The following is a 12,553-nucleotide window of genomic DNA, read 5'->3' as shown; positions in this document are numbered from 1 at the left end:
ACCCAACCGTTATCAGACCGCGATGGAGTCCACCCCGGGAGAGGGAAACCCCTGTCGCTCTCAGTCGTGCTGCTCGACCCGGGTCCACTCCCCCGCGGCGGCGAGTGTGAGCAACGCCGCCCCGTTGCGCACCGCGCCCTCGTCGATGACGAGATCGCCCTGGTGCAGGTCGAAGACACGACCGCCGGGGGCACGAGTGCCCAGCCGGGCCAGGGCGCCCCGCGACTCGTGGAGCATCCATGCGAAGTCCTCGCCACCGAGGCTGTGGGGCGTGGGCACGGGGCGCATCCCTGCGGCCATGGTGGCGCGGCCGAGGGCAGCGACGGCCGAGACGTCGTTGACGACGGGCGGCACTCCCCGGATGTGCTCGACGGCGGCATCGACCCCGTAGGGCGCGACCACCCCGTCAACGACCTCGTGCAGCAGCGGACCGATCTCCTCCCACAGCCCGACGTCGAGCATGCGCACGGTGCCCTGGACCACGCCGGTGGAGGGGATGACGTTGATCGCCTCACCGGCGGTGACCCGGCCCCAGACGACGACCAGTCCCGAGCGCGGGTCCACCCGCCGACTCAGCACGGCCGGGACGTCGGTGACGACCTTGGCCAAGGCGTAGGTGAGGTCCTCGGTGAGGAAGGGACGCGACGTGTGTCCACCCCGCCCGCGCAGGGTGACGGTCACCTGGTCCGCGGCCGCGGTCAGCGCTCCCTCACGCAGACCGATCTCACCGACGTCCAGTGCGGGGTCGCAGTGCACCGCGTAGACGGTGTCGACGCCGGACATCACCCCGGCCTCCACGTACGCGAGGGCGCCTCCGGGCATGACCTCCTCCGCGGGCTGGAAGACCAGGCGCACGGCGACGTGCCGGGCGGCCAGCTCGTCGGCGACCTCGGTGAGCGCCAGACCGGCTCCGAGCAAAGCGGCCGTGTGCACGTCGTGGCCACAGGCGTGGCAGACGCCGTCGTGGGTGGAGCTCCAGTCCAGCCCGGTACGCTCGCGCACCGGCAGAGCGTCGATGTCCCCACGCAGGGCCACCCGCCGACGGGGATTCTTCGCACCCAGGTCGACGACCAGGCCGGTCTCCCCGATCCCCCGTGGTTCCAGCCCGGCCTGCTCGAGGCGCTCGCGCAGCCGTGCGGTCGTGCGGTGCTCCTGCCATGACACCTCGGGGTGTGCGTGCAGGTCCCGCCGGAAGTCGATCAGCTCGGGAAGGAGCCGGTCGATGGCGCCGAGGAGCGTCGGGGCAAGGGGGGCAGTCATGGCGGTATGGACTCTACCGATCTGCGATCACGGCATGTGAAGGCGCGAGGAGGATGCACATGGCTCTCAAACGAGGTCAGTACGTCCCTCGTCCTTCAGTGCCTGCACGACGAGCCTGACGTCCTGGGCCCGGGCCCGGCTGGTGACCAGGAGCGCGTCGTCGGTCTCGACGACGACGATGTCCTCCAGACCGACGACCGCGACCATGCGACCGGACTCGGACACGACGAGGCCCTCGGAGTCGATGGAGCGGACGTTGGCAGCGTCCCCGACGACCGTCATCGGCTCGTCCTCGTGGGCCAGGAGCCCGGTCAGTGCCTTGAAGTCACCGACGTCGTCCCAGTCGAAGGACCCGGGCACCATCGCCACGAGTCCCTCGTCGGCGGCGGGTTCCGCGACGGCGTGGTCGATGGCGATCTTCTCCAGTCCGTCCCACAGTTCCCCGAGCCGGCCGGGCTCGGCGGCGATCTGCCGCAGCCGTGCGGCCAGCTGCGGGTGCCAGCGGCCGAGCAGGTCGAGGAGAACACTCGCCCGGACGACGAACATGCCGGCGTTCCACCGGAACTCGCCAGTGGCCAGGTACGAGGCGGCTCGGCGTGCGTCGGGCTTCTCGACGAACTGGCGCACCCGGGAGGCGGTGGGGAATCCGTCCAGCGGCGGCCCCTGCTGGATGTAGCCGAAGCCGGTCGCGGGGTGGGTCGGCTCGATGCCGATGGTGACCAGTCGCTCGCTCCGCGCCGCCACGGCGACTGCCTCCTCGACCGCTGCGTGGAAGCCGCCCACGTCGCTGATCGCGTGGTCGGCGGCGAAGGACCCGATGATCGCCTCCGGGTCGCGACGCTCGAGCACCGCAGCCGCCAGACCGATCGCAGCCATGGAGTCCCGGGGTGACGGCTCGGCGAGCACGTGGTCGTCGGTCAGGTCGGGCACCTGCTCACGGACCGCGTCGACGTGCGCGGCACCGGTCACGACGAGCACGCGGTCGTCGGCCAGGCCCCGCAGGCGGTCGACGGTCGACTGGATCAGGGTGCGCCCGTCTCCCGTGAGGTCGTGCAGGAACTTCGGCGAGCTTGCTCGCGACACCGGCCACAGGCGGGTACCGGCGCCCCCGGCCGGGACCACTGCCCAGAGCCTCTCCAGCTCCTCGCTCGACGTCATGGCGCGAACGCTACCGGGAGCACGGCGAGCTCGTGCGGCCAAGATGCCATCAGGCGCCCGCCCCGGACATCACCCGGCGACCTCCTTGCGCCGCCACGATGGGAGCCACATCACGATGAGTGCTGCAGACGCTCGCCCGTGAGGTCGAAGTCGACCATCGGCCGCCAGACCTCGTCGGCGCCGTGGTCGTAGAGGTGGAAGCGGCTGACCTCGAAGGACGCGTCGAAGCCGGCGAGGTCGTCGAAGGCGCGGTCGAGCCCCGACTCGTCGATGTCGTGGGCGATGGTCACGTGCGGGTGGTAGGGGAACTCCAGGTCTCGTGAGACCGGTCCACGGCGGACGGCCTGTTCCAGCCGCTCGCACATCGGGATGCCTTGGGAGACCTGGACGAATACGACGCGGCTGACCGGCAGGAAGGTGCCGGTGCCACGCAGGCGCACCGTGAAGGGTCCGTGGTTGCCCGCGACTCCCTCGAGATGCCGGACGAATCGATCCATCTCGCTCGCAGCGATCTCCGTCGGCGGCATGAGCGTGATGTGCGGTGGGATCGCGTGGGCCATCGGGTCCCCGACGTCCTCGCGCTGCCGCTGCAGCTGGCCACACCACGGCTCGGGCACTGCGATCGAGACCCCGTGCACCGCCATCCTCAGCCTCGCGTGGCGGGGAGCAGGCCGACCCGGTCGTAGACCCGGTCACGGGTCGCGGAGGCGACCTCGGCGGCGCGGGTGGCTCCCTTCGCCAGGATCGCGTCGATCTCACCCGGGTCGTCCATCAGCTCCGCCATCCGCCTCTGGTAGGGCTCCACCGCGGCGACGACGACGTCGGCGACCTCCTGCTTCAGGTCTCCGTAGCCCCTGCCCGCGAACTGGGCCTCGAGGTCGGCGATCGTCGTCCCGGAGAGGGCCGAGTGGATCGAGAGCAGGTTGGACACGCCGGCCTTGGCCTCGGGGTCGTAGCGGACCTCGCCCTCGGCGTCGGTGACGGCGGAGCGGATCTTCTTGGCGATCCGCTTGGGCTCGTCGAGCAGCGAGATCAGGCCCTTGTCGGAGGAGGCCGTCTTGCTCATCTTGCCGGTCGGCTCCTGCAGATCCATGATCCGCGCGGACTCGGTGATGATGTGCGGCTCGGGTACGACGAGCGCGTCGCCGAAGCGCTGGTTGAAGCGCAGCGCCAGGTCGCGGGTGATCTCGAGGTGCTGGCGCTGGTCGTCGCCGACCGGTACGCGTGCCGCGTCGTAGACGAGGATGTCGGCGGCCATGAGGATCGGGTAGGTGAAGAGGCCGACATTGGCATTGCTGCCCTTGGCCGTCTTGTCCTTGAACTGCGTCATCCGGTTGGCCTCGCCGAAGGCGGTCTGGCAGGCCAGGACCCACATCAGCTCGGTGTGCTCGCGCACGTGGCTCTGGCAGAAGATCGCCGAGCGCTCCGGGTCGACGCCGGCGGCGATGTACTGGGCGGCCGTGATGCGACTGCGACGGGTGATGTCGGCCGGGTCCGTCGGCACGGTGAGTGCGTGCAGGTCGGCGACGAAGTAGTACGCGTCGAAGTCCTCCTGCAGTCCCACCCAGTTGACCAGGGCTCCCAGGTAGTTGCCGAGGTGGAGGGAGTCGCTGGTTGGCTGCATCCCGGAGAGGATGCGTGGCCGCTCGGAAGCCGTGGTCATGGGCGTCATTGTGTCAGTTGGGCGACCGCACCCCGCAGCCACTCCGCGCCGCAAGTGATGCGGCGCTCCTCGACCAGCTCAGGCCGCCGGCGTCGGGTCCGCCACGTTGCGCAGCACGGGATACCGCGCTCGGCCGAACGTGTGGACGGGACGTTCGACCACGAGATACATGGCCCACGCGGCAAGGGACACGACGGGGAGACAGATGGCGATACCGACGACGAACGCCAGACGATCGTCGGAGACGTGCGGCCGGACAACCTTCCCGAGCATCAGCGTAATGGGCTGGTGGAGCAGGTAGAAGCTGTAGGCGCCCAGCCCCCATCGCTCCAGCGGGGTCCGCTCAAACACGGCGCCGAGTTGGTCCACGGTCAGCAGCACCAAGAAGCCCGAGGCAAGTGCCCACAGGGCGACCTGCCCGACACGGACTCCGATGGTGTTGGCCCCTATTGCCACGATCGCGGTAGCCACCACCATGGTCCAGAGGACTCGACGCCGGGGCACTCTGCCCAGAGTGACCACGCGTGCGCAGGCCATCCCCGTCACGAACTGGATCAACCTCACCGGCAGGTTGTGCTCGTCGGTCAGTGCTGCCCCGATGGCACCGGGCAACTCCACTGCAGAGAGCGCCACCGACATCAGCGCCGTGACGGCCACGATGGGCGTGACACCCCACCGTTTCGCGACCAGCACGAGCACCGGGAAGACGGCGTAGAGCTGGACCTCGAGTGCGACGCTCCAGAGGGAGCCGTTGATCGTGGCCAGGTGCTGTGGCGACCAGGTCTGGAGCAGCACCATGTGCCAGGCGAGGTCCTCGAACGACGCCTGCTCCGCCACGATCCACGTTGCGATCGGCGAGAAGGCGATGACCGTCGCGAATGCCAGAGCGACGTAGTACGGCGGCAGGATCCGCGTGGCCCGCCGCCGCAGGAAGTTAGCCGTGTCGAGGCCGCGGCCAGTGGCGAAGACCGGCAGGCTCAGCACGAACCCGGACATGACGATGAAGACGTCGACGCCGTGTGCACCGCTGGAGAGGAGTTCCGGCAGCTTGAAGGGAAGCCCCGTCAGTCCCCAGTAGGCGACCAGGTGACAGATGAAGACGGCCAGTGCCGCGAGGATGCGAAGCGCATCGAGTCCTCCGACGTGATTCACCCTCGACATCGCAGAGACCTCTTGGCCTATTCCGCGAGCCGCGCCGCGGCGGCCTGCAGGCGGAGGGCGAACCGCTCCGGGGAGAACGCCTCCACGTGGTCGCGCACCGCGTGCGGATCCCACTCGGCGGCGCGTGCGGCTATGACGGATTCGCGGATCGACGCGGCCGTGGGCTCGTCGAAGAAGGTGCCGTTCACCCCTTCGGCGATCGTGTCGAGGTACCCACCGGCACGAAGGGCGAGGGTCGGCTTGCCGAAGGCGCCCGCCTCGAGCGGGGTGAGTCCGAAGTCCTCGTGGCTGGCCGCGACGAGGGCCCGACTGTTGGCATACACCCAACGCATCTGGGCATCGGTCAGGCGCGTGACCACCGCGACATTGGGCGGAGCGGCGGCCTGCAGCTCCTCGAGCATCGGACCGGCGCCGACGACGACCAGCCGTTCGGGCAGACCGGAGAAGGCCTCGATGATGCGGTGCACGTTCTTGTACGGCATCAACCGGGAGACGACGAGGTGGAAACCATCCCACTGGGCCACTTCGGGCACCGGCTCCCGGTCTCCCGTGGAGTCGACGGCGAAGGGGGGCGGGAGGACCTCGGCATCGATGCCGTAGGCCCCGTCGATGCGTTCGCGCACGACGTGGGAGTTGGCCAGGTAGACATCCCCGGTGGCCGCAGCGCGCCGGTCCCATGCCTTGAGGGGGGACCGCAGCGCCAGGAGCGCCAAGCCGATCGGCGAGCGCCTCGGGTCCCGTCCCAGGTAGCGCTGCGACTGGTACAGCCAGCGTGCCGGCGCGTGGCAGTACACGAGTTTGCGTCCGGTCGTGGGAAACCCATGGGCCCATCCGCTGCTGCTGGCGATGACGACGTCGGCGTCGATGCGTAGCCGGCTCGAGGCGAAGGGGAGGAAGGGCAGCGCCACCCGGTGGTTCCGCCGCAGAACCCCGATCCTGTTGAGCGGGCTCACCCGGACATCGGCGTCCCGGAACTCGGGGAAGGTCCCCTCCGGGTCGTACAACGTCGTGTGGATGGTCGCGTCCGGGAAGGTCTTGAGCATGGCCAGGACGACGCGCTCCGCTCCTCCGCGCTGGGTGAGGTAGTCGTGGGCGATTGCCACACGCGGACGCTCGCGTCCGGCGACTTCCTGCCAGACACCCACGATCGTGTCCGTGCTCGGTCCGATGCCCAGAGCGGTGCGCGCGCGCTCCCAGCCGGCCCGCCCCCTTCGCTCGGCCTCGTCCGCATCAGCGAGCGCCGAGTCCATGGCTGCAGCCAGTGCGTCGACGTCGCCGGGTGGGACGAGCCAGCCGACCGGCGCCGGCCCGTCACCGGCGATCTCGGGCACACCGCCGGCGTCCGTGGCGATCACTGGCACACCGCGCGCCATCGCCTCGGCGACGACCTGACCGTAGGGCTCGGGCGTGGGTGAGGCGTGGACGGCGACGGTCATCGCATCGAACTCGAGGGCCGGATCGTCGCTGAAACCGGTCAACTCCACCCGGTTGGTCAGACCCAGTCGTTCGATCTCGCGGCGGATTTGCGCCTCGTGCTCCTCGTGGCCGAACATCGGCGACCCGATGATCCGGAACCTGGCCTCGGGGTGCGCCTGCGCGATGCGAGCGGCCGCACGCACGAACTCCAGCTGCCCCTTGGTCGGGGAGATCCGGCCGACGATGCCGACGACCGGGAGCGCCGGTCGGGGGCGAGGCTCGGACGCGATCTGGTCGGGCGTCAGACCGGGGTGGGCGACAGCGAGACCGCGCGCCCCCGGAAGCGTGGCTGCGGTGGCTCGCGAGTTCGTGATGACCCGTTGCGGCCCCCGGGTCGCCACCTGCCGCACGAGGCGGACCACGGGAGCGGGCAGGTAGTCAGGGGCGATCCGGTCACGGACGTGCCAGACGAGTGGACGGCGAGCGAGACGTGCCGCGGGGATCCCGAGCAGGTGGGTCTTGAGGGTTGTCGTGTGGACGACGTCGACCTCCAGCTCACGCAGCCGTCGAGCCAGCCTCATGACGAAGGGCGCGGACCGCACCGCCGAGGTTGCGGCCGTGGCGGCCCCGGCTGCCTGGTACCGGGTGGTGCCACCGATTCCCTCGTCCAGCGGGAGTACCTCGACCTCGTGGCCACACTCGCGCAGACGAGTGACGAGCGGACCGTGGGCAAAGAGGATGACCCGGGCCTGCACGTCCGATCGGGTCGCCAGCGTGCCCATGAGCCGCACCAGTGCCAGCTCGACACCACCAAACTGTGCCGTGTGGCCAAGAATCGCCACCCGTACCGGTCCGTGCATGTATCTCTCCCCAGATCGTCGACTGGAGGCAGCCTAGACCGAACTGTCACCTCGCTAGGCCCCACGAGGTGACGGCAGAAGCGAGCGCGCCACCGAGCGCATGCAAGGATCACACCATGGTGGCGGTGCACTGGGTGAGCAACGAGACACCGGACCAGTTCGGTCAGGGGGGCCAGCGCCGACAGTTCTTCCAGATCCGCGCCCTTGCAGAAGCGGGGCACACCGTTCGGGTCGTCACCCTCGCCGGCCCGCAGGACGACACCTCGGTGCGCGCGGTTGCCGACGACGTGCATCGCCTGCCGCCGCTGGAGTGGCGTGGTCGATTGCCCCGACCGGGGCGACGACGCGCGCTCAGGCGCCGTCTCGCAGCGTGGGGCGAGGTAGTCGTCGTCGCGCACGGTGAGAGCTGGGAGCGGTTCGGGTGGGCGGCGCCCAAGGACCGGCCCACGGTCGTCGACCTCCACAACGTCTTCAGTCGGTGGTCGGGGTCCGGCAGCAGTTCGCGGGCCTGGCTCGATCTCGAGCGGCGCATCCGGCACGAGGCGACCGTGGTCACGGTGACCTCGGCCCGTGAGGCAGCCTCGCTGATCGACGGCCCCGCGCCTGTGCTGGTCGTCGAGAACGGCATCGACCCTCAGGAGTGGTCGATCGAGCCAGCACCTGCGTCGACGCCGGTCCTCAAGCTCTTCGGCAACTGGTCGTGGCAGCCCAACACGGTTGGACTCAACTGGTTCATCAACGAAGTCTGGCCGTCAGTGCATCTGGCGACGGGTGCGACGTGCGCGGTCGCTGGTTCCGGCCTCGACCCTGCCATTGCGGCCGCGCCCGGGGTGGAGGCATGGGGCCGGGTCGACGACCTGCAGGCCTTCCTCAGCGACGCCTGGGCCATTGCCATCCCGCTGCCGGAGAGTGTCGGCGCACCTGTGAAGTACGCCGAAGCGCTTGCCGTCGGTGTCCCGGTCATCACCACGGATCAAGGAGCGCCGGGGTATCGGGGCCTGCCTCGGATCGCGGACGAGCGGGACGAGTGGATCCCGGCCCTCACCGAGTGGCTGGACACCGAGGGGCCGCCGACCCGGCTCGACCCAGAGCAGCGGCAGGCCCGTCTGGACACGCTGGCGTGGACAACTGCGACCGCGCCGCTGGCGACGTGGGTGTCGGGGCACGGCGAAGATGTTGACCTCGCGCCCCGCCCGACACGCTCACGACCCTGATCATCATCGGCGTCGTAGAGGTCTGATCGGCAATGACACCATCCGTCGCACCTTGGCCTGCATCCGTGCGAGCACTGCCCGTGCCCTGCTTCGCAGGCTGAATGAGTGACCGACCTCGCCTGCCAATTGCCTGATCTCTCGCTCAAGAGGGGCAGCCTCGGGCGTCAAGAGCGTGACCTCGTAGTCCTCTTTGGCCTCGGCGTACGTGCGGTAGTCGAATGTGCCCGCGGCAAAGAATGGCGGCGCCAACCCCAGCAACTCCAGGGCATAGATCGTGCGCAGGCACTTGAAGCACGCGGAGCAGTTCGTCGATGGCGCGTCGAACTCCTCACGAATGCACACGTCCAAGTGGTTCACCGCATCAGGTACGTCGGCCATGACCCGCGTCTTGTCGACCCGGGTGTACTCACCGCCAACAGACCGCAGCTGGAGCGACGAGGTGGACAGCAGTTGCAACCCGATTGACTCACTCGGACTGCTGGTGGAGCTCGGACGCACATGCATGTGGCGGTAGTGGCTGGAGGAGGCGTAGAGCCACAGTCCCAGGCCCGGAGCGAGAAGGTGTGCCACGGCCGCATTGCGGGCCGTGTGCGTCTGCAGGAAGGCGGTGTGTCCATGACGACGCCCGAGTTGGTAAGCGGCGTCCACATTGGAGTCCACGTCGATCACGGGTAGACGTGTTGGTTCCAGTGCGTGCCGGACATCGCTGAGGCGGCGCGTGAACAACGCATCTGCCTTCCCGGCGCCGTGCGAACCGACGTTGTTGAACAACCAGTGGGTCACTCGCAACGACGGTGGACAATCCTCGTCGAGGAAGTAGTCGTGCAGCAACGCATACGAATCGACGCCGCCAGAGAACCCCGCCGCGACACCGGGGCCAGCGGCTTCTGGCGGTGCCACATCGTCACTCGTCACGGTGATCGCCCGATACTGCGGGAAAGCGCTGCGGTGCAGGTGCTGGTACTCGTGATTGAGCCGAAGGAGCAGTTCATCCGTCACCACCCCGTGCAGGTGCAGGTCCACACCAAGGCGCATCGCCGGCAGCACCAATGCGACGGCAAAGGGGTCGCTTCGACGCGTGACCATGTCTTCGACGTGACGGGGCACCTCGAACCACAACTCATCAACCGCCGCTCCGGCGAGTCTTGTCGTGACCCGGAGTCTCGTTCCCACCCCCGCCGTCCGGGGCTGATCAACGACAAGCACGTACGCCTCCTCAATGACACGCGATCGCGACGCATCACGCTCTAGGGTGTGCTCGGAGTGTAGATCCGGGCCCGTCGGCCGCCAGGGCGCACACCGGTTCCGGCTCGTGCCGGGAACCGAGACCCGATGGGGGGGGTTGATCATGGGCGAAGGGCCGCGACTGACTCGGGGACAGTTGCAGCAGCGGGCAGCCTCCGGTGCCGCTTGGACTGTGCTGCACACGGCCCTGTCACTCCCGGCGGCCTTCGTGGTCAACATCGTGCTCGCGAGAGTCCTCGGTCCAGCGGGCTTCGGGCGGCTGGCGTACCTGACGGCCGTGATGAGCATCGCCACCCTCATCGTCTCCGCAGGGATCAGCTCGGGCCTGATCCAGTTCGGGTCAAAGGCACACGCGAGAGGAGACCGCGGCCGTGTCCAAGCCCTGCTGTCCCGGTCCCAGGGCTTTCGTGTGTTGTGGGCCGCACCCCTCCTCACCCTGATCGTGGTCCTGCTGGGTGAGGGGCGGCCGGCGTTGCTCGTCGGCGCGGTGGTCTTCGGCGTTTGGGTACCGGCCGCCGTCGGTGGAGCCACTGCGTGCCTGACGATCGAGAACCGCACCGCAGCCGGCGCCAAGTTGGCCATCGTGATGAATGTCGTCACGCAGGCGGCAGTGCTGCTCTCGCTCTACTCGATGGGAACGCCCGACGGAGTCTGGCTGACTCGTCTGGTCGTGAGCGGGATGGCTCCCTTGCTGGCCATTCCCATCATCGCCCCGATCTACCGGCGGGCGGTGCTTCGCATTCGGGCGCCCTGGCGGCTACCCCGCGAGTTCTGGCGGTACGCCCTTCCCGCGGGGGCCTCGGGAGTCGTGGCCGGGTTGGCCCTCGACCGGACGGAAGTCATCCTGCTGGAACAGCTCTCCACCGCGCAGCAGGTGGGCATGTACGCGCTGGCCTTCGGTCTGGCCGGTCATGCCTTCGCTCCTGCGCAGAGTCTGCTGACACCGTTGGTTCCGGCCGTATCCGGCCTACGGGAGGTCGATGGGGAGGCTGTCGGGCGAGCTTTCCTGCGAGTGTTGCGCACATCATCAACGATCATCGGCGCAATCATCGCCGTTGGAGCCCCGGTCCTCGCGATTCTCGTACCCGTCATCTACGGCGCCGAGTACACCGCGGCCTCCAACTTGGTGTTCGTACTCACGGCCACCGCCGGCCTGACTGTGGTGACCTTTCCCATGATCTCCTTCGTCTCCTCGCGTCTGCGGGGCATGAGCGTGTTGCGATTGAACCTGCTGGCTCTGGGAGCAATGGGAGCTCTGGCGCTCCTCACCGTGCCGGTGCTCGGCGCATGGGGGGCAGTCTTGGCCAAGGCATCGGTCGGACTGGTCAGGTTCGGCTGGCTGCTGCTCACTGAGAAGGAGAGCTTCGAGACACCGACACGGGCCAGCCTTCGCGCCTCGAGCCCCATGTGGCTGGGGATGGCCGCAGCCGTGGCCAGTTATCTCGGCACCACCCTCGTCGCCCTTGGACCTGGCCTTCAGGCACTGATCGCGCTCCCCGTGAGTGTCCTCACCTTTGCCATCGGGTTGTGGGTCTCGCGCACCGGGCTGACTCCCGCTGACGCCGGGATCGTCTCCAGCATCGGACCGAAGGCCGTCCGACGCGTGACGACTCCCTTGGCCCGTTGCTTGGCGTGGGCAAGGTAATCACCCGGTTCAGCACAACGGAGAGTGCAGGAGGTCATCGTCCTTTGTGGGCGAACGCTCGCCACGGACGATCGCGGCTGACGGGTAGCCGCGGAATGGTCGACTCCAGACGAAGGACTGACTCCGCCCGCGCGTCATCTTCGGCCTGGTCGGTTCCCGCGAGCACGTCGGCAAGGGTGGTGTCCGGGGCCACGACGATCTCGCGGCTGCGACCGGGGGTCATGACGGCTTCGTAGTCGCGGAACTTGAAGTCCCCGCCCCACAGGTCGGGCTGCCTGCGGGTCCACGCGGCCGGGATGCCCAGCGCGTCCGCCACGATCAGGCCGTGCAGGGACGTGGTCACGATCGCGGAGCACGAGGCAATGTGTCGGATGACCGGGCCGGGTCGAGCCCGCACGTCGATCACCGTGACGTCCTGCCCGGTCCGTGCCGAGAACTCCTGCAGTCCCGGCTCCTGACGATGGAAGCCATGGGGAACCAGGCCCAGGCGCCAGCGCGCACGCAGCCGGGGGACGTGACGCCCCACGAGAATGCCGGGGTCGCCCAGCGGGACATCCTCGGTGACCCCCAGGGCATCGCGGGTCAACGGGCCACGAAGCGCCAAGACCGGCGCGCGGGGAATGCGCGTGGTCTCGCCATGGAGCAGACCGGATCCCCAGATGACGCCGTCGAATTCCTCGGGAACCTGCTCGAGGATGCTCCCGACGCCTGCCAGTCGTGCCGCTGCGGGGGACGTGTGGACGGCGATGATCCCGTATCGCGCGAGGACCCACGGCGTGAGGGCGTCGCCGAAGTTGGGGTGACCGTCCCACCAGTACGCCGGCAGGACCGCCGGATGTGATGTCCGGGCGCGGACGGCTGCATCGACGACCCGCCCCACGGATCGTCCGCGGCGGCGACTCACCGAGTCATAGGGCCACCAGCGATCAAG

General features: G+C 69.0%; 10 protein-coding genes. 2 read left to right on the top strand and 8 right to left on the bottom strand.

Annotation, left to right across the window (positions count from 1 at the left end):
* Nucleotides 1-60 precede the first annotated feature (60 nt).
* From BJY20_RS12320 to BJY20_RS16515, 6 genes are all read right to left on the bottom strand, one after another.
* Entirely contained in the window at nucleotides 61-1,260 is a 1,200-nt protein-coding gene (locus tag BJY20_RS12320) for an amidohydrolase (protein WP_185991809.1), read from the bottom strand.
* Nucleotides 1,261-1,326: 66 nt separating this feature from the next.
* A complete protein-coding gene (locus BJY20_RS12315; protein WP_185991808.1) occupies nucleotides 1,327-2,418 on the bottom strand; it encodes a mannose-1-phosphate guanylyltransferase in 1,092 nt (363 codons plus the stop codon).
* Nucleotides 2,419-2,528: 110 nt separating this feature from the next.
* Nucleotides 2,529-3,062 carry a 2'-5' RNA ligase family protein gene (locus BJY20_RS12310; protein ID WP_185991807.1) on the bottom strand — a complete coding sequence of 178 codons (534 nt, stop codon included), beginning with the start codon at nucleotides 3,060-3,062 and terminating at the stop codon, nucleotides 2,529-2,531.
* Between the two features lie 2 nt (nucleotides 3,063-3,064).
* The gene (gene trpS / locus BJY20_RS12305) at nucleotides 3,065-4,081 is read right to left on the bottom strand and encodes a tryptophan--tRNA ligase (protein WP_185991806.1); all 1,017 of its coding nucleotides are present in this window, start codon (nucleotides 4,079-4,081) and stop codon (nucleotides 3,065-3,067) included.
* 78 nt (nucleotides 4,082-4,159) lie between these two features.
* On the bottom strand, nucleotides 4,160-5,233 hold the full coding sequence (locus BJY20_RS12300) for an acyltransferase family protein (RefSeq protein WP_185991805.1): 1,074 nt from the start codon (nucleotides 5,231-5,233) through the stop codon (nucleotides 4,160-4,162).
* 26 nt (nucleotides 5,234-5,259) lie between these two features.
* Entirely contained in the window at nucleotides 5,260-7,518 is a 2,259-nt protein-coding gene (locus BJY20_RS16515; protein ID WP_185991804.1) for a glycosyltransferase, read from the bottom strand.
* Nucleotides 7,519-7,634: 116 nt separating this feature from the next.
* On the opposite strand from BJY20_RS16515, the gene BJY20_RS12290 reads away from it, so the two are divergent.
* Nucleotides 7,635-8,732, top strand: a complete 1,098-nt coding sequence (locus BJY20_RS12290) for a glycosyltransferase family 4 protein (RefSeq protein WP_185991803.1) — start codon at nucleotides 7,635-7,637, stop codon at nucleotides 8,730-8,732.
* 3 nt (nucleotides 8,733-8,735) lie between these two features.
* On the opposite strand, the gene BJY20_RS12285 is transcribed toward BJY20_RS12290, so the two are convergent.
* Nucleotides 8,736-9,938, bottom strand: a complete 1,203-nt coding sequence (locus BJY20_RS12285; RefSeq protein WP_185991802.1) for a hypothetical protein — start codon at nucleotides 9,936-9,938, stop codon at nucleotides 8,736-8,738.
* Nucleotides 9,939-9,951: 13 nt separating this feature from the next.
* Between BJY20_RS12285 and BJY20_RS12280 the strand changes: the two genes are divergently transcribed.
* A complete protein-coding gene (locus BJY20_RS12280) occupies nucleotides 9,952-11,622 on the top strand; it encodes a lipopolysaccharide biosynthesis protein (RefSeq protein WP_343062877.1) in 1,671 nt (556 codons plus the stop codon).
* Nucleotides 11,623-11,656: 34 nt separating this feature from the next.
* Here the strand turns inward: BJY20_RS12280 and BJY20_RS16510 are convergent, their stop codons facing one another.
* A complete protein-coding gene (locus BJY20_RS16510; RefSeq protein ID WP_185991800.1) occupies nucleotides 11,657-12,526 on the bottom strand; it encodes a polysaccharide pyruvyl transferase family protein in 870 nt (289 codons plus the stop codon).
* Between the last annotated feature and the right edge of the window lie 27 nt (nucleotides 12,527-12,553).

Origin of the sequence: Janibacter cremeus, assembly GCF_013409205.1 — a bacterium.
GTDB lineage: Bacteria > Actinomycetota > Actinomycetes > Actinomycetales > Dermatophilaceae > Janibacter > Janibacter cremeus.
The sequence above is the reverse complement of the archived record's forward strand: the minus strand, read 5'-3'. Positions and strand labels throughout refer to the sequence as shown.